Origin of the sequence: Streptomyces sp. NPDC005281 (assembly GCF_040607495.1) — a bacterium.
GTDB lineage: Bacteria > Actinomycetota > Actinomycetes > Streptomycetales > Streptomycetaceae > Streptomyces.
The window spans coordinates 239,676-261,967 of the sequence record NZ_JBEXGX010000011.1 but is presented as its reverse complement, the minus strand read 5'-3'; the positions used below and the strand labels follow the sequence as shown (position 1 = coordinate 261,967).

The following is a 22,292-nucleotide window of genomic DNA, read 5'->3' as shown; positions in this document are numbered from 1 at the left end:
TGGCCGACCAGCTCGACGCCGCCATCGAACAGAACGGCAAGGGCGACCTCGCCGCCCTCCTCGCCGGCGGCGACACCTGGACCGTCATCGGCTGATCGGTGCCCTCGGCGGCGCGCTCGTCCCCGGCTGTCACGCTTGGTTACTATGTTCACTTCATGACGGAGGCCGGAAAGCGTCGGCTTGCCGTGGAATGTATGGCTAAGGAACCGTGGGGCATCGGAAAATGCTGAGGAAGGTTGCCGCAACCCGCTATGTCGCGCCTCTGCACTCCGGTGGCTCCGTGCCCGGAGTGGTCGAGGCCGACGACCTGGGCACGTACGTCGTGAAGTTCACGGGGGCCGCCCAGGGACACAAGGCGCTGGTCGCCGAGATCGTCGTCGGGGAACTGGCCCGGGCCCTCGGGCTGCGCTTCCCCGAGCTGGTCCTCGTCGCCTTCGACCCGGCCGTCGCCGGGCACGAACCCCATCAGGAGGTCCAGGACCTGCTCCGGGCCAGTGCCGGACTCAACCTCGGCATGGACTATCTGCCGGGCGCGAAGGACTTCACGCCCGAGGTCGCGCGGATGTTCCCGGTCGACCCGCTGGAGGCGGGCAAGGTGGTGTGGCTGGACGCCCTCACCGTCAACGTCGACCGCACGGTGCACAGCTCGAACCTCATGGTCTGGCCCACTCTCGGTATCGCGCCGCCCCGCCTGTGGCTGATCGACCACGGCGCCGCCCTCGTCTTCCACCACCGCTGGGACGCCTCGGCGCCGGAGAAGGCCTACGACTTCAGGAGCCACGCGCTCGGCGGTCACGGCCCGGACACCCGCGCGGCCGACGCCGAACTCGCCCCCGAGGTCACCGAGGAACTGCTGCGCACGGTCCTGGCGCGGGTGCCCGACGCCTGGCTCGTGGACGAGCCGGGCTTCACCGGCCCGGACGAGGTCCGCGAGGCGTACGTCGGCTATCTCCTGGCCCGTGTCCGTGCCTCGGCGGCCTGGCTTCCCACGGACTTCCCGAGCCGTGAACAGCTGGCCGCCGAGGACGCCGACCGCGCGGAGCGGACCCAGCAGGGCCGCCCGGACTGGCTCAAGCGCGTCCCGGACCTGCACGGCAAACCCGCGGCGGAACAGGATTGGTCGGTGCATCTGGGGTGACGGGCATCCAGCGGGTCCAGACCGGGTACCGCACCCGGTTCCGCCGACTGCGCGGGCCCGAGGGTGTCGGACCAGGCCCGGGGGCGCCGGCCGGATCGCCGGGGAGGCGGACCGGTCCGGACGGCACCCCCTGGCGTCAGCCGGTCAGCTGCTCGTAGGCGGGCAGCGTCAGGAAGTCCGCGTAGTCCTCGTCCAGCGCGACCTTCAGGAGCAGGTCGTGCGCCTGCTGCCAGCGGCCGGCCGAGAAGGCCTCCTCGCCGATCTCGGCGCGGATGTCCGCGAGTTCACGCGCGGCGATCTCACGGGCCAGCTCGGGGGTGGCCGCCACGGTCCTGCCGTCGTGCTCGAAGACGACACCCGCGTTGATCCACTGCCAGATCTGCGAGCGCGAGATCTCGGCGGTGGCCGCGTCCTCCATGAGATTGAAGATGGCGACCGCGCCGAGGCCGCGCAGCCACGCCTCGATGTAACGGATGCCGACCTGAACGGCGTTGACCAGACCGCCGTACGTCGGCCGAGCGTCGAGGGAGTCGACGGCGATGAGGTCCCCGGCCGCGACCGACACGTCCTCGCGCAGCCGGTCCTTCTGGTTCGGCCGGTCGCCGAGGACGGCGTCGAAGGAGGCCATCGCGATCGGGACGAGGTCGGGGTGGGCCACCCACGAACCGTCGAAGCCGTCACCCGCCTCACGGTCCTTGTCGGCCTTGACCTTCTCGAAGGCCACCTTGTTGACCGCTTCGTCGCGCCGCGAGGGGATGAACGCGGCCATGCCGCCGATCGCGTGAGCACCCCGCTTGTGGCAGGTGCGGACGAGGAGTTCGGTGTACGCCCGCATGAACGGGGCCATCATCGTTACCGCGTTGCGGTCCGGAAGGACGAACTTGGTCCCGCCGTCACGGAAGTTCTTGACGATGGAGAAGAGGTAGTCCCAGCGGCCCGCGTTCAACCCCGAGGCGTGATCGCGGAGTTCGTAGAGGATCTCGTCCATCTCGTACGCGGCGGTGATCGTCTCGATCAGCACGGTCGCGCGGACCGAGCCCTGCGGGACGCCGACGTAGTCCTGCGCGAAGACGAACACCTCGTTCCACAGGCGGGCTTCGAGGTGTGACTCGGTCTTGGGCAGATAGAAGTAGGGGCCCTTGCCGAGGTCCAGCAGCCGCTGGGCGTTGTGGAAGAAGTACAGGCCGAAGTCGACGAGCGCGCCGGGCACGGGCGTGCCGTCGGCGGCGACGAGGTGACGCTCGTTCAGATGCCAGCCGCGTGGCCGCATCACGACGGTCGCGAGCTCGGCGTCCGGCTTGAGGGCGTACGACTTGCCGGATGCCGGGTCGGTGAAGTCGATGCTCCGGGTGTACGCGTCGATCAGGTTCAGCTGGCCGAGGACCACGTTCTCCCAGGTGGGTGCCGAGGCGTCCTCGAAGTCCGCGAGCCAGACCCGGGCGCCCGAGTTGAGGGCGTTGACAGTCATCTTGCGGTCGGTGGGGCCGGTGATCTCGACCCGGCGGTCGTCGAGCGCGGCCGGGGCGGGGGCCACCCGCCAGGAGTCGTCCGCGCGGATCGCGGCGGTCTCCGGCAGGAAGTCGAGCGTGGAGGTGCGGGCGATGTCGGCGCGCCGCTCCGCGCGGCGGGCGAGGAGCTCGTCACGCCGGGGCGTGAACCGCCGGTGCAGCTCCGCCACGAAGGCGAGGGCCGCCTCGGTGAGGACCTCCTCCTGCCGGGGCAGGGGCTCGGCGTCGACGATGGCCAGCGAGGACGGCGCTGGTGCGGACATGAGCTGTCACTTCCTTCAGCGAGCTTCGTGCGGGGGATCTGCTCACGGGCGAACCGCGTACGGGTCCTGCGGGCGTTCCGTACGCCGTCGAACGAGCGAATCATGGACGGCGTCACCGCGCCTGGCACCCGGTGCCGTGGCGCGGACGGCCGGCGTCGGACGCCTTCGGCGTGCTTCGCGCCCGGCGAGGCGCTTCTGATCAGTGGATACTAATTTCCTCATGGTGGAAGTTCAATGGTTTGTTGATGTCGAGATTGTCCAGCTCGACAGAAGGTGGCGCTCGGTGCCACCCAGTTCACTCGAGGTGGACCAGGTCGGCCTCCGTGTCGATGTCGTACGCCCGCGCCACGTCCCCGCACTCGACGAGGGTGACCGTGTCGGCGTGGGCCTTCAGGTAGGCGCGTGCTCCCCGGTCGCCGGTGGCGGTCGCCGCGATCCCCGCCCAGTGGCCCGACCCGAACAGCACCGGATGGCCGCGTTCACCGTCGTACGCCGCCGCGGCGAGCGTCAGCGGGGAGTCGTACGCGGCCAGCACCCGGGCCACCGCCTCCGGGCCGATCCCCGGCTGGTCGACCAGCGACACCAGCGCGGCCCGCGCCCCCGAGTCCGTCAGCGAGTCGAGCCCGGCCCGCAGCGACGAGCCCATGCCCTCTTCCCAGTCAGGGTTCTCCACCAGGACGCACCCGGCCAGGGACGCCTGCTCCCGTACGGCATCGGACCGCGCGCCGAGGACGACATGGACACGGGTGCAGCCGCCCGCGCGCAGCGTCCGCACCGCGTGTTCGACCAGCGGCCGCCCCCGGTGGGACAGGAGTGCCTTGGGGCGGCCCCCGAGGCGCCGTCCGCCTCCGGCCGCCAGCACCAGCCCCGCCACCTCGCCCTTGTTCTCCGTCATGTCCCCTGCATACCCGACCGGGCCGGAGCGCGCCCCGGAACCCGGGCCGTCACCCTGGTGTCCGAGGGCTGAATTTCGGTCCGCGCAGTGGCGCCCGGCGCACCGGGTGGCGTTTACTGGCCCGCGTCCCCCGGCGCCCGACCACCGCCACGGGGATCTGGAGCCGACATGGGCGGGACCGACGCATAACGGCGCGCGAGGGGGAGAGCTGTGCTGCGGAGCTTGGGGCAGAGACCGGTGACGGGCAGCGACGAGGATCCGAGGGTGGCGGAACTGCGTACCGCCGTCGCCCGGCTGCGCCGTGAACTCGCCGTGCATCCGGTCGAGTTCGCCGACCGGGGTATCGCCGAGGACGAGCTCGCGTCCCTCGCCGCGATGGCCGCCGGAGGCATCCCGGAGATCCCCCGGCTGCGCCGCTCGCTCCTCCTGGTCGCGGGTGCGATCGGCTCGGTGAGCGCCCTGGCGACCCGCCTCGCGGACGTCCGAACCGCCGTCGAACTCTTCGGGGACCCCCCGCACCGAAGCCGACACTGACCGCGACGGGCGCCCGCGGCACGGCCGACCGCTCTCCCGCTCCGGACCGGTCCAAGCCGCTCCGCTCCGGTCCGGACCTGACCGGACCGGTCCACGGCGTCGACGACACCCCTACCGCCCCCTGCGGATGACACCCCGCTCGGTGGCCGCGGCCACGGCCGAGGTGCGGGAGTCCACACCCAACTTCGCGTAGATGTGCACCAGATGGGACTTCACGGTCGCCTGGCTCAGGAACAGCTCCTTGCTGATCCGCTGGTTCGAGAGCCCGTCCTTGACCAGTTCGAGGACCTCCAGTTCGCGGCGGCTGAGGGCGGCGGCGGGGGTGCGCATGCGGTCCATGAGCCGGTCGGCGACCCTCGGGGCGAGCGCCGAGTGACCGGACGCTGCGGTGCGCACGGCAGCGGAGAGCTCCTCCGGAGGGGCGTCCTTGAGGAGGTAGCCACAGGCGCCCGCCTCGACCGCGGCGAGGATGTCCGCGTCGGTGTCGTACGTGGTCAGGACGAGGACCCGGGGTGCGCCGGGACGCGCCGTGATCGCGGCCGTGGCCTGCGCCCCGTGCATCCCGGCGCCGAACTGGAGGTCCATGAGGACGACGTCCACACCGCCGGCCCCGGCACGCTCCACCGCGGCCTCCGCCGTCGGCGCCTCCGCGACGATCTCGAAGTCGGGCTCCGCGGACAGCACCGCGCGCAGTCCCGCGCGGACGACCGGGTGGTCGTCCGCGAGCAGCAGGCGGACGGTCATGCCCGGCTCCCCGCGGTGGGTGCGGGTTGTTCGGTCCCGGCGCCGTCGGTGCGGGCCGTGGAGATTGTCATGGACACGCCCGTGGAGGTTGTCGTGGAGGCCGGCCCGGGCGGCTCTCCGGTGCCGGGGAGCGGCAGCGTGACCGCCACCGCCGTGCCCTGTCCGGGCGCCGACTCCACGGTGAACGTCCCGCCCAGCGACCGTGCGCGCGAACGCATCGCGGGAAGCCCGAAGCCGCCGTCCTTGCCGTCCCCGTCCGGGCGCCCCTCGTCCGGTTGCACCCCGCCGGGGGCGAAGCCGGCACCGTCGTCCACCACGTCCAGCGCGACCGAGGTGTCCATGAAGCTGAGCGTGATCTCCACGCGATCGGCGTGCGCGTGGCGCAGCGTGTTGCCGAGCGCCGACTGCGCGATCCGCAGCAGGGCCACCTCGTACGGCGTCGGAAGCCCGGCGGGCGGGCCGCTCACCGAGAAGCGGACCTTCGGCGCGTCCACGGCGGCCGACCGGCACAGCCGCTCCAGCGCGGCGGCCAGTGAGCCGTGTTCCAGATCGGGCGGGGTGAGCGCGCGGACGAAACGACGGGCCTCGGCGAGGTTGTCCTGCGCGGTCGCCCGGGCCTGCTCCAGATGCGGGGCGGCCGGGGAGTCCGCGGGCAGCAGACGCTGGGCGGCCCGCATCAGGAGCTGGATGCTGGACAGGCCCTGGGCGAGGGTGTCGTGGATCTCGCGGGCGAGCCGCTCCCGCTCGGCGAGCGTACCCGCGGCGCGTTCGGCCTCGGCCAGCTCGGCGCGGGTGGCGATGAGTTCCTCGATCAGCTCCCGGCGCCGCTCGCTCTCCCGGTACAGCGCCTCGTACCCGAGCACCGTGGCGACCGCGACCCCCGCCCCCAGCAGCGGCCCGATGAACGCGCCCGGGGTGAGGGGCGCACCGTGCGCCACGAAGCTCGCGACCGCCGCCCCGGCGGTCAGGGCGACCGCGGGCAGGCTCCAGCGCACCGGCAGCAGGTGCAGTTGCAGGAAGTAGAGCGGGAACGCCACCCACAGCCCGTCCGGTGAGAGCGTGACCAGCGCGAGCCAGCTGGCGCTGAGCGCGGCCACCCACAGCACGGCCGCACGCCGTGAGCGGTGCACCGCGGGGGAGACCGCACCCGCGACGAGCACCGCGCCCGTCACGAGGACCGACAGGACGACCGCGGTCGGGTGCCCGGTGTCACCGGAACGGACGGCGGCCAGCAGGAGAAGGCCCGCGAGCAGGGCGTACAGACACAGCCGCAGGACGGCGACGACGGGGGAGTGGCGACGGACATTCATGGTCGTTCCAGGGTAGGCGGGGCAGGACGGACCCCGGTCAACCGAAAGGTTGAAAGAGAGCCGCTTCCTTCGCCGGCGAAGGGCCGCTCCTTCGTCTGCCGAGGGCCGCTTCCTTCGCCGGCCGGGAAGCATGCGGGCGGGCGATGCCCCGGACCCGGTCCGGGCGGCAGGGTCGAGGCATGTTCGTCGCATGGAGAGATCTACGTTTCGCCAAGGGGCGGTTCGCCCTGATGGGAGCCGTGGTCGTACTGATCACCCTGCTCGTGGGGCTGCTGTCCGGGCTGACCGCCGGGCTCGCCGAGGAGAACACCTCGGCGGTCACGGCACTGCCCGCCGACCACCTGGCCTTCGCCGCGCCACCCGCGGGGCAGCCGGTGTCCTTCACCGGCGCGCGGATGCCGCCTCGCGCCCGGGAGACCTGGGCTGGCAGACCCGGCGTCACCTCGGCCGAGCCGATCGGCGTCCGCACCCTGAACGCGGCCGCCGGCGACCGGACGGCCGCGGTGTCCTCGTTCGCCGTGCGACCCGGCTCGGGCATCGCCCCGGCGGGGGTCGCGCCCGGCCGTGCCGTGCTCTCCGAGAAGGCCGCCGCCGCGCTCGGTGTGACACCCGGGGACCGGGTACGGCTCGGTGGCGCCGAGCTGACCGTCGCGGCCGTGGCCGGCCAAGCCTCGTACAGCCACACCCCGGTCGTATGGACCGCCTTCTCCGGTACGGCGACGGTGATCGCCCTGCGCACCCACGGCGCCGACCTGCGTGCGGCCGACCGTGCCGCCGGCACGAAGACCTTCACCAGGGGCGACGCCCTCACCGCCATCGGCTCCTACCGGGCCGAGAACGGCTCCCTCCAGCTCATGCGCGGCTTCCTCTTCGTGATCTCGGCCCTCGTCACCGGGGCGTTCTTCACGGTCTGGACGATCCAGCGGTCGCCCGACATCGCGGTCCTGAAGGCGCTGGGCGCCTCCACGCCGTATCTGCTGCGCGACGCGCTCGGCCAGGCGGTGGTCATGCTCGCCGCCGGGACACTGCTCGGGACCGGGCTCGCCGCCGGAGCGGGCGCGCTGGTGCGGGGCGGCGACGTGCCGTTCGCCCTGGACGCCGCGACCGTGCTCGGACCCGCCGCCGTCACGATCGCTCTCGGGGCGCTCGGCGCGGGTCTGTCCGTCCGCCGGATCACCGCAGTCGACCCCCTGACCGCGCTGGCGAGCGCCCGATGAGACCAGGAAATCCCCTCATGAGCCTGACCCTCGAGGACATCACCCTCACCTACCCCGACGGCGACGGCCGGCTGACCGCCCTGGACGGTGTCGGCCTCCAGGTGCCCGCCGGAACGATGACGGCCGTCGTGGGTCCCTCCGGCTCAGGCAAGTCCAGCCTTCTCGCGGTCGCGGCGACCCTGGTCTCTCCGGACCACGGACGCGTCCTCGTCGGGGGTACGGAGACGGGGGCGCTGACGGCCGCCGAGCGGGCCGTCCTGCGGCGGCGCGAGATCGGCATCGTGTTCCAGCAGCCGAACCTGCTGCCCTCACTGACCGCGCTGGAGCAGCTCCAGGTGATGGGCCACCTGGACGGGCGGCGTCAAGTGACCCGGCGCGCGCAGGAGTTGCTGGGCGCGGTCGGACTCGGCGACCTGGCACACCGGCGCCCCCATCAACTGTCCGGCGGCCAGCGGCAGCGCGTGAACATCGCCCGTGCGCTGGTCAACGAGCCGTCGGTGCTCCTGGTCGACGAGCCGACCAGCGCACTCGACCACGAACGCGGCTCGGCGGTGCTCGACCTGCTGCTCCGGCTCACACGTGAACGCGCCACGGCGACCGTCCTCGTGACGCACGACCGCGCCCGCCTCGGCGAGGCGGACGCGGTGCGCGAGATGACGGACGGACGCCTGGCGGCACCCACGGCGGCGGTCGGGGCGGAATGATCCCGGCGGGTGAGGGCTCAGCCGCCCTCGACCGCTACGACGGCGAGCGGCCTCCCGCTTGCCATGCCCCCGGACACGGCCTGCGGGTGCTCCCCGTCCCCTCGGGCACAGTCCGCGGGTGCTCCCCGTCTCCTGAGACAGTCCGCGGGTGCTCCCCGTGCCCGCGGACACGGGGAGCACCCGGTTGAGTCCGTAACCGGTCAAGCCGGCGCCCGGTTCAGCCGGCGCCCGGACCCGAGCTGGCCAGGGCCTCCGACAGCTCGGCCGCGACCTGCTGGAGCACCGGAACGATCTTGTCGGTGGCGGCCTCGGTGACCCGGCCTGCGGGGCCGGAGATCGAGATCGCGGCGGCGGTCGGGGAGTCGGGCACGGAGACGGCCAGACAGCGGACGCCGATCTCCTGCTCGTTGTCGTCGACCGCGTAGCCGGTCCGGCGCACCTCGGCGAGCGCGGCGAGGAAGCCGTCAGGTGTGGTGATCGTCTTCTCCGTCGCGGCGGGCATTCCCGTACGGGAGAGCAGCGCGCGGACCTCGTCGTCCGGGGTGTGGGCGAGCAGAGCCTTGCCGACACCCGTGGAGTGCGGCAGCACCCGGCGGCCCACCTCGGTGAACATGCGCATCGAGTGCTTGGACGGCACCTGGGCCACGTAGACGATCTCGTCCCCGTCGAGCAGCGCCATGTTCGCGGTCTCGCCGGTCTCCTCCACCAGACGCGCCAGATAAGGGCGGGCCCAGGTGCCGAGCAGCCGCGAGGCGGACTCGCCCAGCCGGATCAGACGGGGGCCGAGCGCGTACCGGCGGTTGGCCTGCTGCCGTACGTATCCGCAGGCCACGAGGGTGCGCATCAGCCGGTGAATGGTGGGCAGCGGCAGGCCGCTGCTCGCGGAGAGCTCGCTCAGACCGACCTCGCCCCCGGCGTCCGCCATGCGCTCCAGCAGATCGAAAGCGCGCTCGAGGGACTGGACGCCGCCACTGGGAGCGGGTGATCGGGCGTCGGTGGTGCTGGCGCTGGACGGCGGCACGGCGGCGGTCCTTTCGGGGCGCGGAATCGAGCGGGGTGACCCGAAGAGTCTCGAAGGGGGCGGCGGCGGGGGCGGGCAGAGACGCAGCCTACCCGGCAGTCGATCGACTGCCGGGTAGGGTACAACTGCATTCTGCATTCCGGAAGTGTGATTCCACTGTACGGAAGTTTGCACGGAAGCCTCTGCGGCCGGGCCGACCCGGGCCCGCCGGAGGCGGATGCGGGCCGGGTCGGGGGAGGGTGGAGCGAGGACCCCTTGACGGCGCGGGGGTCGGAGTGAAGACTTCTTCAACAGAAAGTTGAATTCCGTTACGCGGGAGCAACCCGGCGGCAACGGGAGCCGACAGCGGCGGAGAGAGGGGTCCGGGTGTCCGAAGCCGAACTGGTGCTGCGCTCGACGCGCGTCATCACTCCCGAAGGGACGCGCGCCGCTTCGGTCGCGGTCGCCGCGGGGAAGATCACGGCCGTGCTGCCGTACGACGCCGAGGTGCCGCCCGGAGCCCGGTCGCGGGACTTCGGTGACGACGTCCTGATGCCCGGCCTCGTCGACACCCACGTCCATGTGAACGACCCCGGCCGCACCGAGTGGGAGGGGTTCTGGACCGCGACACGCGCCGCGGCCGCCGGTGGCATCACCACGCTGATCGACATGCCGCTCAACTCCCTCCCGCCGACGACGACGGTCGGCAACCTCCGTACGAAGAAGGACGTCGCCCGCTCCAAGGCGCACATCGACGTCGGCTTCTGGGGCGGCGCGCTGCCCGGCAACGTCGGGGACCTGCGACCCCTGTACGACGCCGGTGTCTTCGGGTTCAAGGCCTTCCTGTCGCCGTCCGGGGTCGAGGAGTTCCCCGAGCTCGACCAGGAGCAACTCGCCCGTTCCCTCGCGGAGATCGCCGGTTTCGGCGGCCTGCTGATCGTGCACGCCGAGGACCCGCACCACTTGGCCGCGGCCCCGCAGAAGGGCGGCCCCAAGTACGCCGATTTCCTCGCCTCGCGCCCCCGTGACGCCGAGGACACCGCCATCGAGAGCCTCGTCGCCCAGGCCAAGCGCCTCGACGCGCGGGTGCACGTACTGCATCTGTCGTCGAGCGACGCGCTCCCGCTCATCGCCGCCGCCAAGGCGGACGGGGTCCGGCTCACCGTGGAGACCTGCCCGCACTACCTCACCCTGACCGCCGAGGAAGTCCCGGACGGCGCGAGCGAGTTCAAGTGCTGCCCGCCCATCCGCGAGGCCGCCAACCAGGACCTGCTGTGGCAGGCGCTGGCCGACGGCACGATCGACTGCGTGGTCACCGACCACTCGCCGTCGACCGCGGACCTCAAGACGGACGACTTCGCGACCGCGTGGGGTGGCATCTCCGGCCTCCAGTTGAGCCTCTCCGCCGTCTGGACAGAGGCCCGCAGGCGTGGCCACGGCCTGGAGGACGTGGTCCGCTGGATGTCCTCCGGCACGGCACGACTCGTCGGTCTGGACGACCGCAAGGGTGCCATCACGGTGGGTCGCGACGCGGACTTCGCGGTGTTCGCCCCCGACGAGACCTTCACCGTCGACCCCGCCGAGCTCCAGCACCGCAACCGGGTGACTGCCTACGCGGGCAGGACCCTCAGCGGTGTCGTGAGATCGACCTGGCTGCGCGGCGAACGCATCGCCACCGAGGGCCGGTTCACCGAGCCCAGGGGACAACTCCTCACCCGGCGAACGTAGTCCGTGACCCGATCACGCGGGCGCCTCGGCCTTCCGCACTCCGGTCGCGGCCCGGCACCCCGGACCCGCTTCCCCCCTCGCCAAGTCCATCCGTATCCGTAACCGCAACGGCCGACCCCCGAAAGGCAGATCGATCATCGTGACGGCGCAGCACCCAACCGTTCCGGCCACCTTCACCGGAGACGCGAACCCCTACGGAGGCGGGGACCCGTACGCGGACTACCGCACCGCCGACTTGCCCTTCGCCCGGTACGCCAATCTGGCGGACCGGCAGCTCGGCGCGGGTGTCATCGCCGCCAACGACGAATTCTTCGCCGAGCGCGAGAACCTTCTGCTGGCCGGGGCTGCGGAGTTCGACCCCGAGCTCTTCGGTCACAAGGGCAAGATCATGGACGGGTGGGAGACCCGGCGCCGCCGCGGCGTCTCGGCCGAGCACCCGTGGCCGACGGCCGAGGACCACGACTGGGCCCTCGTACGCCTCGGCGCTCCCGGGGTGATCCGCGGGATCGTCGTCGACACCGCCCACTTCCGCGGCAACTATCCGCAGGCGGTGTCCGTCGAGGGCGTATCGGTCCCGGGTTCGCCCTCGCCCGAGGAACTGCTCGCGGACGAGGTGAAGTGGACCACCCTGGTGCCGCGCACACCGGTCGGCGGTCACGCGGCCAACGGATTCGCCGTTTCCGTGGAGCAGCGCTTCACCCACCTGCGCGTCAACCAGCACCCCGACGGGGGCATCGCGCGGCTGCGTGTCCACGGCGAGGTCGTGCCCGACCCGCGCTGGCTGTCCGCCCTCGGCACCTTCGACGTGGTCGCCCTGGAGAACGGCGGGCAGGTCGAGGACGCCTCCGACCGCTTCTACTCACCCGCCACCAACACCATCCAGCCGGGGCGTTCGCGCAAGATGGACGACGGCTGGGAGACGCGCCGTCGCCGCGACAACGGCAACGACTGGATCCGCTACCGCCTCGCCGCCCAGTCCGAGCTCCGCGCCGTCGAGATCGACACGGCGTACCTGAAGGGCAACAGCGCCGGATGGGCCTCGGTGTCGGTGCGGAACGGCGACGAGGGAGACGCGGGGGAGTGGACCGAGATCCTGCCCCGCACCCGCCTCCAGCCCGACACCAACCACCGCTTCACCCTCCCCGCACCCACCGTCGCCACCCACGCGCGCGTGGACATCTTCCCGGACGGCGGAATCTCCCGCCTGCGCCTGTTCGGCTCCCTGACGGAGGAGGGGGCGTCGAGCCTGACGGCACGACATCAGGAACTGGGCGGCTGAGAACCTCCGAGTTCGGGTCGGCCGCGGCTGGGCCGCTCGGCTCCGAGCGGGTCCGAGCGGTCCGAGTGGGTCCGGGCGGTCCGGGTCCGAGGCCATGGGACCTGAATGGTCCGGATGCGAGTGGCCCGGATGCGAGCGGCCCGGACCCTGGCCGGTCGGCGTGTCTCCGGCCAGGCCCGCGCAGGGGGCGGCCTCGCCGCGGCCCCTTGCGCACTGTCGCGACCGGGCTCGCCGCCGCCCCCTGCACGCTGTCGCGAGCAGGCCTCGCCGCCGCCCCCTGCGCACTGTCACGCCGCGTGGCCTCCGTCCACCGCGAACTCCGCGCCCGTCACGTACGAGGCCTCGCTCCCCGCCAGATACGCGACCATGGACGCGACCTCCTCGGCGGTGCCGAAGCGGCCCGCCGCTGTCATCGCGCTCTGGCCCGGGGCGTACGGGCCGTCCGCCGGATTCATGTCCGTGTCGACGGGACCGGGATGGACGATGTTGGCGGTGATCCCGCGTTCGCCCAGTTCGCGCGCGAGCGCCTTGGTCAGGCCGATCAGCGCGGACTTGCTCATCGCGTAGAGCGTCCCGCCGGCACCGGGTACTCGCTGGGTCATGCAGCTGCCGATCGTGATGATCCGGCCGCCGTCCCCGAGGTGCGGCGCCGCCGACCGGGAGGCCAGGAAGACGCCCCGGACATTCACGTCGAGCACATGGTCGACGTCCGCGAGGGACAGCGCTTCCAGCGGCCCCAGCACACCCAGCCCCGCGTTGTTGACGAGCACGTCGAGCCGGCCGAACTCCGCGACGACCCGGTCGGCCACCGCACCGGCCTCGGCCGAGTCACCGGAGTCCGCGCACAGGGCGAGCCCCCTGCGCCCGAGCGCCTCGACACCCCGTACGACGTCCTCCGCGGCCTCCTTGCCGCTCACGTAGGTGACGGCCACGTCCGCGCCCTCGCGGGCCAGCCGCAACGCCGTCGCGGCCCCGATGCCCCGGCTGCCGCCGGTCACGAGGGCCACCTTGCCGTTCATGGTTCCCTGAGAAGTCATGCCCCCATCCCAGCGCCCGCCCGGTCCGGACGCTGGCGGCGAACGGACACCGAGTTCGCCAGGAGGCGGGTGGAGCCCCACCCGCCTCGCCGCACGGGCGGCCTCAGCTCTTCCTGTTGTCCACGATGACCGGCGTGCCGTTCGAGTCCGTACCGCACGGCACCGCGTACACCGGGTTGGCCTTCGCGGCCTCCTTGTACGCCTCAAGGCACTGGTTGTACAGCACCTTGTCGCTCAGCGACCCCTCGATGATCTTGTTGGCGCGGGCGATGCCCTCCGCCTCGATCCGCTTGCGCTCCGCCTCCGCCTTGGCCGTGCGCGCGGCCTCGGTGGCCCGCTCGGTGGCCTGCTCCTGCTGGATCTTCTTGTCGATCTGGTCCTGCAACTTCGCCGACGGCCTCACATTGCGCAGGTTGACGGAAGTGACGTCGATGCCGCGCGGTGCCAGTCGCTCCTTGACGAGGCCGGCGATCTCCGAGCTGATCTGCTCGCGGGCGGACGCGTAACCCTCCTCGCTGGTGTGCTTCGCGAAGACGTTGCGGATGATCTCGCGGCTGTCGGGCAACACCAGTCGCTCCCCCACGGATTCCTCGCTGCCCGCCAGCCGGTACAGCGCGACCGCCTTGGCCGGTGCCACGGCCCACTTGATGGTGACGTCCGCATAGAGCACACCGCCCTGAGCGGAGCGGACCTCCACCACGTCCTTGCCGTTGAGGTCGAGGTCCACCGGGCGGGTGGAGAAGGACGTGACGTCGGTGAACGGTGACTTGAAGTGCATGCCCGAGACCAGCGGCGTGCCGATCTTGCCGAAGGTCACCGGCACGCCGACCTCGGAGGCACTCACGACATGGACGCAGGCGAAGGCGCCTGCCAGCAGGCCCGCCATGGCGCTGAGCGCCGCCCCGAGCCTCCAGCGGCCCGCGGGAGTTCGGCCGCGGCCGACGACAACGAGCACCACCGCGGCTATGAGCAACAGGATGGACAGCACGAACACAGGTATCCCCCTCTGGAAAACGTTTCCGCGCCTCCCGGGGCGCGGCCCCGGCGCATCGTAGCGATCTCCGGTGTCGGGCGGCGCACAGCCCGAACAGGCGGGAGCAGGGCTCCGATCGGCACGCACACGCTCTCCGGCGGCCCGGGCGCCGACAGGCTCTACCGGAGCCGGAGCCGGAGCCGGAGCCGGAGCCAGGGCCAGAGCCGGCGTCCGGCACGCGGACCAGGACGGCGAGCAGCAGGGCATACGGGAACCCGGGGCCGGCCGGGCTGTGAGGGAGCGCGGCCGCGCCTCACCCGGTCGGCCGGAACTCTTTGCTCCGCCTCCCGCGTTCTTCCGGCGTGACCCTTCAGCAAGAAATCGTCGGCAACGCCATGCAGATGGCGGTCGTCAACCTGAGCCTCGGCCAGACCGTGTACTGCGAAGCGGGAAAGTTCCTGTTCAAGACGACCAACGTGACCATGGAGACGCGTCTCTCCGGGCCGTCGGGCAGCGGTGGCGGCGGGCAGCAGGGCGGCGGAGGCGGCATGGGCGGCATGCTCCGCCAGGCCGTGGGCACCGCCATGCAGGCGGGCCAGCGCGCCCTCGCGGGCGAGTCGCTGGCCTTCCAGTACTTCACGTCCACGGGCGGCGAGGGCACTGTCGGCTTCGCGGGCGTGCTGCCCGGCGAGATGCGCGCCCTGGAGCTCGACGGCACCCGCGCGTGGTTCGCCGAGAAGGACGCCTTCGTGGCTGCCGAGTCGACCGTGCAGTTCGGCATCGCCTTCCAGGGCGGCCGGACCGGGCGCAGCGGCGGCGAGGGATTCGTCCTGGAGAAGTTCACCGGCCACGGCACGGTGATCATCGCCGGTGCGGGCAACTTCATCGACCTGAACCCCGCCGACTTCGGCGGCCGCATCGAGGTCGACACGGGCTGTGTGGTCGCCTTCGAGGAGGGCATCCAGTACGGCGTCCAGCGTATCGGCGGCCTCAACCGGCAGGGGCTGATGAACGCGGTCTTCGGCGGCGAGGGCCTGTCGCTGGCCACTCTGGAGGGCAACGGACGGGTGATCCTTCAGTCCCTCACCATCGAGAGCCTCGCCAACGCCCTGAGAAAGGCCCAGGGCGGCGACAAGCAGGGCCCGACGGGCGGGCTGTTCTCGACCGACGTTGGGTGACTCGCCGGTGTGCGGGTCGTGGGACCCGTCGAAGAACGCGGGGTTGCTTCGTCGTGGACCGATGAGTTGCGGGTGCCGGTGGGGTCTGTCCTGATGGCAGCAGACCCCACCGTAAGGAAGCAGGCACCGTCATGGGCAAGCTCACCCTCACCGCGTTCGTCAGCATCGACGGAGTCCACCAGGCGCCGGGCGGCCCCGAGGAGGACCGAAGCGGCGGCTTCGATCAGGGCGGCTGGAGCGTTCCCTTCGGCGACGAGGACTTCGGGAACTTCGTCGTCGACAACTTCTCCCGCGTGGACGCGTTCCTGCTGGGCAGGCGCACGTACGAGATCTTCGCGGGCTACTGGCCGAAGATGACCGACCCGGCCGACCCGATCGCCTCCAAGCTGAACGCACTGCCCAAGTACGTCGCCTCCTCGACTCTCGCGGAGCCGGCCTGGGAGGGCACGACGGTGATCACCGGCGACCTCGGCAAGGAGGTCACGGCCCTCAAGGAGCGCACCGAGGGCGAGCTCCAGATCCACGGCAGCGCCGTCCTCGCCCAGTCCCTGTTCGCGCTCGGGATGATCGACACCCTGCACCTGATGACCTTCCCCGTGGTGCTCGGCAGGGGCCGCCGTCTCTTCGCCGAGGGCGCCGCCCCCACCGCGTTCCGGCGCACCGGCGGAACGATCACCGGCGCGGGCGTCGCGATCAACACGTACGAGCGTGAAGGCAGCCCCACCTACGGAAGCTACTAGCCGAGCCCGAGTCCGTGTCCCTCCCTTCCGTCCGGCGGCGCGTTCGGTGTCCGACGGGAGGGGGCGACGGGCCTGGTGGGTGGGGTCGATAGGGGTTGCCGGGGGCGCGTGAGGACGCCGTGCGGCAAGTTAACTCCCGGAAAATTCATGGGACTTGACGAGAGAAATCGGTTTCTTGACATTGACATGTCAGGGTCTACGCGCGTCATTCTAGGTCCATGAGATTCCCCCCACGAACCACCCGCATCGGCGCCCTCGTGGCCCTCATGTCCGCCCTGCTCGTCGGCGGCACCGCCGTGGCTCCGGCCAACGCGGCGACCGCCTCCGTCGGCAGCATCTGTTACGGCGCGCTGCCCTCCCAGGCGTACGACACGCTCGACCTGATCGACTCGGGAGGCCCCTTCCCGTACTCGCAGGACGGGGCCGTCTTCCAGAACCGGGAGGGTGTCCTGCCCTCCCAGTCCACCGGGTACTACCACGAGTACACGGTCATCACGCCCGGCTCCTCGACGCGTGGCGCCCGTCGCATCGTGACCGGCAAGAAGACCCTGGAGGACTACTACACCTCCGACCACTACGTCACGTTCAAGCTGATCAACTTCGGCTGCTGATCCGGGCTTCCGGGCGTCCGGTCACCGTTCACCCGATGGCGCCCTGAACGAGGGCGGCAGGACCGGGCGCCTCCAGTACGTGCTTCACCATCACGGCACGACCCTCGCCCCGCGGCTCCCCCCAGGCGCACCGGCCGCGGGGCGAGGCATGTCCGACCGAAGTTGCCGGGCCACGGCCCTCGGCCGGACGAAAGTCTGAATCCGTCCGACTTTGGTCGTCGGCCGCTCTCGCGGAGAGGTGGCGGCCGGGCCCGCTGCGTAGATTTGTCGACCGTGAGTGGTGACAAGCCGGCGCCTGAGCCGCATGACGTCCGAGCGCCGGTGCTGCCCGCCCGGCGCTGGCTGCTGCCGTCGGCGGTGGCCGCTGAACTCGACCCCGACGCCGACCGTGCGGGCTCCTCCGGACGGCCCCGGCGCACCCTGCGCGACTGGGCCGTCGACCTCGGCTGCTTCCTGCTGGCAGTCGCCATCGGGCTCGCCGCCGCGAACAAGGTGAACGACGACCCGAACATTTCGCACGCCTACGCCGTCGCAGACCAGGCGCTCGGTGCGCTGGCCTGTGCGGCGGTCTGGCTGCGCCGGCGGTGGCCGCTGGGCTTCGCCGTCGCCATGATCCCGGTCGGGCTCGTCTCGAACACGGCGGGCGGTGCGGGACTCGTCGCCCTCTTCACCCTGGCCGTGCACCGGCCCCTCCGGTACGTCGCCTGTGTCGCCGGCGTCCAGATCGCTCTGCTCCCGGCGTTCTTCTGGGTGCGGCCCGACCCCGATCTGCCCTATCTCGCCGCCCTCGCCGTCACCGCGCTGCTCACCTCCGCGGTGGTCGGCTGGGGCATGTTCGTACGGTCCAAACGCCAGCTCATGCTGAGTCTGCGGGACCGTGCGCGGCGGGCCGAGACCGAGGCGGTGCTTCGGGCCGGGCAGGCGCAGCGACTCGCCCGGGAGGCGATCGCGCGAGAGATGCACGACGTGCTCGCGCACCGGCTCACGCTGCTGAGCGTGCACGCGGGGGCGCTGGAATTCCGGCCCGACGCTCCTCTGGAGGAGGTCGCCAGGGCCGCCGGTGTGATCCGGGAGAGCGCGCACGAGGCCTTGCAGGATCTGCGCGAGATCATCGGGGTGCTGCGGGCCGGGGACTCCGACGAGGCGGGGCGGCCGCAGCCGACGCTCGCCGCGCTCGACGGTCTGGTCGCCGAGTCACGCTCCGCGGGCGCGAAGGTCGTCCTCGACAACCTGGTCGCCGACCCGGCCGCCGTGCCCGCGTCCGTGGGCCGTACCGCGTACCGCATCGCCCAGGAGGGGCTGACGAACGCGCGCAAGCACGCCCCGGGGGCGGAGGTCACGGTGACGGTGCGGGGCGCGGCCGGCGACGGTCTGACCGTGACCGTCGCCAATCCCGCGCCGCCGGGGCCGGTGCCCAAGGTCCCGGGGTCCGGGCAGGGGCTGATCGGGCTGACGGAGCGGGCGACGCTGGCGGGTGGGCGGCTGGAGCACGGGGTGCTGGGGGGTGGGGGGTTTCGGGTTCGGGCCTGGTTGCCCTGGGGGCGGCCGTAGGCAGGCGCTCGTGCGGGTTCGCTCGCGCCGGCGTCGCCGGTTCCGGTCCGGTGGGTGGGTCGGGGCCGCGCCGGTACATCCGCCCGCATCCGGACGGATCCCGGCGGTGTTTCGAAGTGGGCGTGGGTGATGATCCGTCCGGACTGCGGGCATTTGATGTACCGGCACGTCCCCTTCCGTCCGTCGCCGGGTGCCGCTGCGTGGTGGCTCGCGTGCATGCGGATTTCAGTCCCGGCCGGGGAAATTTCAGCCCCTCCGGCGTTTGAGGGGCGGGGGCTGGGGTGGAGCCTCAGGGTGGGAAGGGCAGGGGCGGAGGGGGCGAAGAAGGGTGGGGGAGCTGGTTGGGTGGTGGCATGACTGTGATTCGGCTGGTGCTCGTCGACGATGATCCGTTGGTGCGGGCGGGGTTGGGCCTCATGTTGGGGGGTGCCGGGGATGTCGAGATCGTCGGTGAGGCCGCCGACGGTGGTGAGGTGGAGGAACTCGTCGACCGCACCCGGCCCGACGTCGTTCTGATGGACATCAGGATGCCGGGCGTCGACGGGCTGAGCGCCACCGAGCGGCTGCGGGGGCGGGAGAAGGCCCCACAGGTCGTGGTCCTGACGACCTTTCACGCCGACGAGCAGGTGCTGCGGGCGCTGCGCGCGGGTGCGGCCGGGTTCGTTCTCAAGGACACACCGCCCGCGGAGATCCTGGCGGCGGTACGCCGGGTCGCGGCCGGGGACCCGGTTCTGTCGCCCGCCGTCACCCGTCAGTTGATGGAACACGCCGCCGGGTCCGCCCTCGACACCCGCAGGGCGGACGCCCGTTCCCGGACGGCCGTACTGAACGAGCGTGAGCGCGAGGTGGCCGTCGAGGTCGGGCGGGGCCGTTCGAACGCGGAGATCGCCGCCGGACTGTTCATGAGCGTCGCCACGGTCAAGACGCATGTCTCCCGGGTTCTCGCCAAGCTCGGCCTCAACAACCGGGTGCAGATCGCGTTGCTGGCGTACGACGCCGGCTTGCTGGAGGAGGACGGGCACTGACCGGGATCCTCGCGCGTTGAGGGTGTAACGGGAGGGAGAATCGTGATCGACCTGGGGGAGTACAGAACAGGATTCACCGAGGACCCGCACCCGGTCTACGCCGAGTTACGCGCGCTCGGCCCTGTGCACCGGGTGCGGCTGCCACCGCCGGACGAGAGGCATGAGACCTGGCTCGTCGTGGGGTACGAGGAGGCGCGGGCCGCGCTCGCCGACGCGCGGCTGGCCAAGAGCGCGAACACGGCGGGGTTCGTCTTCTACGGCGAGGAGCTGATCGGCGAGCACATGCTTCTCTCCGACCCGCCGCAGCACACCCGCCTCCGGACGCTGATCGCGGGCGAGTTCACCGGCCGGCGGGTCGCCGCACTGCGCCCACGGATCCAGGAGATCACCGACGAACTGCTCGACGCGATGATTCCGCGCGGGCACGCGGACCTCGTCGAGTCGTTCGCCTATCCGCTGCCGCTCACCGTCATCTGCGAGCTGCTCGGAGTGCCCGCGCCGGACCGGGCCGCGTTCCGCGCGCTGTCCACGGAGACGGTGGCTCCCACCAGCGCCGAGAGCGAGCAGAAGGCCTTCGTCGAACTGGCCGCCTATCTGGGCGATCTGATCGAGGACAAGCGCTGCGCGGGTCCCACGGACGACCTGCTGAGCGGTCTCGTCCGCACCACCGCCGAGGACGGTGACCGGCTCTCGGCGCGGGAGTTGCGAGGCATGGCGTTCCTGCTCCTCGTCGCCGGACACGAGACGACGGTCAACCTCATCACGGGTGTCGTCCGGGCCCTGCTCGGCCACCCCGGCCAACTCGCCGCCCTGCGGGCCGACATGACGTTGCTCGACGGCACCATCGAGGAGACCCTGCGCCATGACGGCCCGGTGGAGAACGCGACCTTCCGCTGTGCCGCCGAGCCGCTCGACATCGGCGGCACGGCGATCGCGGCAGGGGAAGAGGTGATGATCTGCCTCACCGCGGCCGATCGCGACGAGGCGCGCTATCCGGCGCCCGACCGCTTCGACCTCCGGCGCGAGGCCCGTGGTCATCTCGCCTTCGGGCACGGTATCCACTACTGTCTCGGCGCGCCGCTGGCCCGGCTCGAAGCCCAAGTGGCCCTTCGTTCCCTGCTGGAGCGGTGCCCGGACCTGGCGCCCGAGGGACCGCCGAGCGGCTGGCTGCCCGGCATGCTGATGCGAGGCGTGCGCCGTATGCCGGTGCGCTGGTGAGCGGCCCGGTGCCGCGTGAGGAGCGTTGCCCGTGCTGCGTACGGCGGAGATCACCGCGGAGCTGACCGGCCGGGAGGAGAGCCACCAGCTCTACTGGCGCTCCCGGCTGGAGTTCAGTCTCGACTGCTTCGTCTGCGAGCGGACCGGGCGGACGACGGTGTTCGAGCTCGGGGCCGAGCAGGCCCTGTGCTCGGGCAGCCGCAGCGGATTCAAGAGCCACCGCACCGCCGCCAGGATCGCGGGGTTCGACACGACCAGCGGCCGGGACCGGCTCGCGGTCCGGGCGCTGGTCGACTTCTGGTGGGCGCCCTTCACCGACACCCGGGACGGCAGGAAGGCCGCCGCGCCCACCAGCCATCCCTGGGTCCGGCTGCACCTCGCCTACCACTGCCCGGAGGCGAAGGAGCCGGGCACCGACAGCATCCAGACCAACCTGGTGCGGCCGCACCGCCTGACGTGCAAGCACTGCGACCGGCTCCTCGGCGTCGACGGCGAGACCCCCGCCGTCCGGCTCCTGGGATGACGGACCGACTGCTTCACGGCTGTCCTTGGGCTCGGCCGCGTGCCCCCGCCCGGTCGGCGCCGGGCGGTCCTCAGAGCCTGCCGCCCGGGATCTCCGCCGGGGAGACCGGGCGGCGTTCGCGTCGGGACACCTCGCAGGCCTCGGCGATGCGCAGCGCCTCCAGTGCCTCGCGGCCGTCGCAGGGGTTGGCGCGCTCACCGCGGACCACCTCGACGAACGCGGCGAGCTCGGCCTCGTACGCGGGGCCGAAGCGTTCCAGGAACCCCGTCCACGGCTTGTCCGCGGGCGGCGGCCCGGCCGGCTCGGTCGAGGCGATCGGCGTGCGGTCGTCCAGACCGACGGCGATCTGGTCCAGTTCGCCGGAGAGCTCCATGCGGACGTCGTAGCCGGCGCCGTTCAAGCGGGTGGCAGTCGCCGTCGCGAGCATCCCGTCGTCGAAGGTGAGGACGGCCGCGCCGGTGTCGATGTCGTTCGCCTCGCGGAACATCGCGGGCCCGGCGTCTGAGCCGGTCGCGTACACCTGGACGACCTCGCGGCCGCTGACCCAGCGCAGCATGTCGAAGTCGTGGATCAGGCAGTCGCGGTAGAGCCCGCCGGAGAGCGGGAGGTAGCCGGCCGGCGGCGGCGACTGGTCCGACGTCATCGCGCGTACGGTGTGCAGCCGGCCGAGCCGGCCCGAGCGGACCGCCTCGCGGGCGGCCGTGTACCCCACGTCGAAGCGGCGCTGGAAGCCCATCTGCAGAACCGTTCCGGCGGCGTCGACCTCGGCGAGCGCGGCGAGTGTGCCCGCCAGGTCGAGAGCTATGGGCTTCTCGCAGAAGACCGGGAGTCCGGAGCGTGCGGCCCGGCCGATGAGTTCGGCGTGGGCCGAGGTGGCTGCCGTGATGACCACCGCGTCCACGCCCCAGGTGAAGATCTCGTTCACGGTCGGTGCCGCCGTCGCCCCCAGCCGGTCCGCCAGCCGCTGGGCCCGTACGGGATCCGCGTCCGTGACGATGAGGGAGCCGCCGACCTCACGGTGGCGGCTGAGAGTGGCCGCATGAAATGTGCCGATACGTCCCGCTCCGATAAGTCCGATGCGCATGGGAACAAACTGCTGCGCGACCCGTCGTGCTG

At 72.0% G+C, this 22,292-nt stretch carries 21 protein-coding genes; 13 read left to right on the top strand and 8 right to left on the bottom strand.

Features of this window, described 5'->3' with window-relative positions:
* The first annotated feature begins 223 nt into the window (after nucleotides 1-223).
* Nucleotides 224-1,138: a HipA family kinase gene (locus ABZV42_RS18190; RefSeq protein ID WP_356052639.1), complete on the top strand. Its 915-nt coding sequence runs from the start codon at nucleotides 224-226 to the stop codon at nucleotides 1,136-1,138.
* Nucleotides 1,139-1,274: 136 nt separating this feature from the next.
* Here the strand turns inward: ABZV42_RS18190 and aceB are convergent, their stop codons facing one another.
* Together aceB and ABZV42_RS18180 are read right to left on the bottom strand one after the other, a co-directional pair.
* Entirely contained in the window at nucleotides 1,275-2,909 is a 1,635-nt protein-coding gene (aceB, locus tag ABZV42_RS18185) for a malate synthase A (RefSeq protein ID WP_355978876.1), read from the bottom strand.
* Between the two features lie 295 nt (nucleotides 2,910-3,204).
* On the bottom strand, nucleotides 3,205-3,804 hold the full coding sequence (locus ABZV42_RS18180; RefSeq protein ID WP_355978874.1) for a nucleotidyltransferase family protein: 600 nt from the start codon (nucleotides 3,802-3,804) through the stop codon (nucleotides 3,205-3,207).
* A gap of 210 nt (nucleotides 3,805-4,014) precedes the next feature.
* Between ABZV42_RS18180 and ABZV42_RS18175 the strand changes: the two genes are divergently transcribed.
* Nucleotides 4,015-4,338, top strand: a complete 324-nt coding sequence (locus ABZV42_RS18175) for a DUF5955 family protein (RefSeq protein ID WP_355978872.1) — start codon at nucleotides 4,015-4,017, stop codon at nucleotides 4,336-4,338.
* A 111-nt stretch (nucleotides 4,339-4,449) separates the two neighbouring features.
* Here ABZV42_RS18175 and ABZV42_RS18170 read toward each other — a convergent pair whose 3' ends face one another.
* A complete protein-coding gene (locus ABZV42_RS18170; protein WP_355978870.1) occupies nucleotides 4,450-5,082 on the bottom strand; it encodes a response regulator transcription factor in 633 nt (210 codons plus the stop codon).
* Nucleotides 5,079-6,392, bottom strand: a complete 1,314-nt coding sequence (locus ABZV42_RS18165) for a sensor histidine kinase (protein WP_356052637.1) — start codon at nucleotides 6,390-6,392, stop codon at nucleotides 5,079-5,081. The genes ABZV42_RS18170 and ABZV42_RS18165 overlap by 4 nt, the downstream gene beginning before the upstream one ends.
* A gap of 179 nt (nucleotides 6,393-6,571) precedes the next feature.
* Here ABZV42_RS18165 and ABZV42_RS18160 point away from each other — a divergent pair, with 179 nt between their 5' ends.
* A complete protein-coding gene (locus ABZV42_RS18160; RefSeq protein ID WP_355978866.1) occupies nucleotides 6,572-7,609 on the top strand; it encodes an ABC transporter permease in 1,038 nt (345 codons plus the stop codon).
* A gap of 17 nt (nucleotides 7,610-7,626) precedes the next feature.
* Complete coding sequence (locus ABZV42_RS18155) at nucleotides 7,627-8,313, top strand: ABC transporter ATP-binding protein (RefSeq protein WP_356052635.1); 687 nt, start codon at nucleotides 7,627-7,629, stop codon at nucleotides 8,311-8,313.
* A gap of 217 nt (nucleotides 8,314-8,530) precedes the next feature.
* Here ABZV42_RS18155 and ABZV42_RS18150 read toward each other — a convergent pair whose 3' ends face one another.
* On the bottom strand, nucleotides 8,531-9,334 hold the full coding sequence (locus tag ABZV42_RS18150; protein WP_355978862.1) for an IclR family transcriptional regulator: 804 nt from the start codon (nucleotides 9,332-9,334) through the stop codon (nucleotides 8,531-8,533).
* Between the two features lie 366 nt (nucleotides 9,335-9,700).
* Here ABZV42_RS18150 and allB point away from each other — a divergent pair, with 366 nt between their 5' ends.
* Nucleotides 9,701-11,041 carry an allantoinase AllB gene (allB, locus tag ABZV42_RS18145; protein WP_355978860.1) on the top strand — a complete coding sequence of 447 codons (1,341 nt, stop codon included), beginning with the start codon at nucleotides 9,701-9,703 and terminating at the stop codon, nucleotides 11,039-11,041.
* 139 nt (nucleotides 11,042-11,180) lie between these two features.
* Nucleotides 11,181-12,320: an allantoicase gene (alc, locus tag ABZV42_RS18140; protein ID WP_355978858.1), complete on the top strand. Its 1,140-nt coding sequence runs from the start codon at nucleotides 11,181-11,183 to the stop codon at nucleotides 12,318-12,320.
* Nucleotides 12,321-12,607: 287 nt separating this feature from the next.
* On the opposite strand, the gene ABZV42_RS18135 is transcribed toward alc, so the two are convergent.
* Together ABZV42_RS18135 and ABZV42_RS18130 are read right to left on the bottom strand one after the other, a co-directional pair.
* Entirely contained in the window at nucleotides 12,608-13,357 is a 750-nt protein-coding gene (locus tag ABZV42_RS18135) for a 3-oxoacyl-ACP reductase family protein (RefSeq protein WP_356052633.1), read from the bottom strand.
* Nucleotides 13,358-13,460: 103 nt separating this feature from the next.
* Nucleotides 13,461-14,351 (bottom strand): prohibitin family protein, encoded by an 891-nt coding sequence (locus ABZV42_RS18130; RefSeq protein ID WP_356052631.1) that lies wholly within the window; start codon nucleotides 14,349-14,351, stop codon nucleotides 13,461-13,463.
* Nucleotides 14,352-14,692: 341 nt separating this feature from the next.
* Between ABZV42_RS18130 and ABZV42_RS18125 the strand changes: the two genes are divergently transcribed.
* From ABZV42_RS18125 to ABZV42_RS18095, 7 genes are all read left to right on the top strand, one after another.
* Nucleotides 14,693-15,508 carry an AIM24 family protein gene (locus ABZV42_RS18125; protein ID WP_355978854.1) on the top strand — a complete coding sequence of 272 codons (816 nt, stop codon included), beginning with the start codon at nucleotides 14,693-14,695 and terminating at the stop codon, nucleotides 15,506-15,508.
* A gap of 131 nt (nucleotides 15,509-15,639) precedes the next feature.
* Nucleotides 15,640-16,248, top strand: coding sequence for a dihydrofolate reductase family protein (locus ABZV42_RS18120; RefSeq protein ID WP_355978852.1), 609 nt, complete (start codon nucleotides 15,640-15,642; stop codon nucleotides 16,246-16,248).
* A gap of 218 nt (nucleotides 16,249-16,466) precedes the next feature.
* Nucleotides 16,467-16,859, top strand: a complete 393-nt coding sequence (locus ABZV42_RS18115; protein WP_355978851.1) for a ribonuclease domain-containing protein — start codon at nucleotides 16,467-16,469, stop codon at nucleotides 16,857-16,859.
* A gap of 273 nt (nucleotides 16,860-17,132) precedes the next feature.
* Entirely contained in the window at nucleotides 17,133-18,410 is a 1,278-nt protein-coding gene (locus ABZV42_RS18110) for a histidine kinase (protein ID WP_356052629.1), read from the top strand.
* Nucleotides 18,411-18,763: 353 nt separating this feature from the next.
* The gene (locus ABZV42_RS18105; RefSeq protein WP_355978849.1) at nucleotides 18,764-19,435 is read left to right on the top strand and encodes a response regulator transcription factor; all 672 of its coding nucleotides are present in this window, start codon (nucleotides 18,764-18,766) and stop codon (nucleotides 19,433-19,435) included.
* Nucleotides 19,436-19,477: 42 nt separating this feature from the next.
* The gene (locus ABZV42_RS18100) at nucleotides 19,478-20,653 is read left to right on the top strand and encodes a cytochrome P450 (RefSeq protein WP_356052627.1); all 1,176 of its coding nucleotides are present in this window, start codon (nucleotides 19,478-19,480) and stop codon (nucleotides 20,651-20,653) included.
* A 31-nt stretch (nucleotides 20,654-20,684) separates the two neighbouring features.
* The gene (locus ABZV42_RS18095) at nucleotides 20,685-21,176 is read left to right on the top strand and encodes a hypothetical protein (RefSeq protein WP_355978845.1); all 492 of its coding nucleotides are present in this window, start codon (nucleotides 20,685-20,687) and stop codon (nucleotides 21,174-21,176) included.
* Nucleotides 21,177-21,246: 70 nt separating this feature from the next.
* Here ABZV42_RS18095 and ABZV42_RS18090 read toward each other — a convergent pair whose 3' ends face one another.
* A complete protein-coding gene (locus tag ABZV42_RS18090; protein ID WP_355978843.1) occupies nucleotides 21,247-22,260 on the bottom strand; it encodes a Gfo/Idh/MocA family oxidoreductase in 1,014 nt (337 codons plus the stop codon).
* Between the last annotated feature and the right edge of the window lie 32 nt (nucleotides 22,261-22,292).

Excerpts from the sequence above, each read along its gene's own strand:
- ABZV42_RS18190 (WP_356052639.1), top strand. The coding sequence starts at position 224 with ATGCTGAGGAAGGTTGCCGCAACCCGCTATGTCGCGCCTCTGCACTCC.
- aceB (WP_355978876.1), bottom strand. The coding sequence starts at position 2,909 with ATGTCCGCACCAGCGCCGTCCTCGCTGGCCATCGTCGACGCCGAGCCC.
- ABZV42_RS18180 (WP_355978874.1), bottom strand. The coding sequence starts at position 3,804 with ATGACGGAGAACAAGGGCGAGGTGGCGGGGCTGGTGCTGGCGGCCGGA.
- ABZV42_RS18170 (WP_355978870.1), bottom strand. The coding sequence starts at position 5,082 with ATGACCGTCCGCCTGCTGCTCGCGGACGACCACCCGGTCGTCCGCGCG.
- ABZV42_RS18165 (WP_356052637.1), bottom strand. The coding sequence starts at position 6,392 with ATGAATGTCCGTCGCCACTCCCCCGTCGTCGCCGTCCTGCGGCTGTGT.
- ABZV42_RS18160 (WP_355978866.1), top strand. The coding sequence starts at position 6,572 with ATGTTCGTCGCATGGAGAGATCTACGTTTCGCCAAGGGGCGGTTCGCC.
- ABZV42_RS18155 (WP_356052635.1), top strand. The coding sequence starts at position 7,627 with ATGAGCCTGACCCTCGAGGACATCACCCTCACCTACCCCGACGGCGAC.
- ABZV42_RS18135 (WP_356052633.1), bottom strand. The coding sequence starts at position 13,357 with ATGACTTCTCAGGGAACCATGAACGGCAAGGTGGCCCTCGTGACCGGC.
- ABZV42_RS18120 (WP_355978852.1), top strand. The coding sequence starts at position 15,640 with ATGGGCAAGCTCACCCTCACCGCGTTCGTCAGCATCGACGGAGTCCAC.
- ABZV42_RS18115 (WP_355978851.1), top strand. The coding sequence starts at position 16,467 with ATGAGATTCCCCCCACGAACCACCCGCATCGGCGCCCTCGTGGCCCTC.
- ABZV42_RS18105 (WP_355978849.1), top strand. The coding sequence starts at position 18,764 with ATGACTGTGATTCGGCTGGTGCTCGTCGACGATGATCCGTTGGTGCGG.
- ABZV42_RS18090 (WP_355978843.1), bottom strand. The coding sequence starts at position 22,260 with ATGCGCATCGGACTTATCGGAGCGGGACGTATCGGCACATTTCATGCG.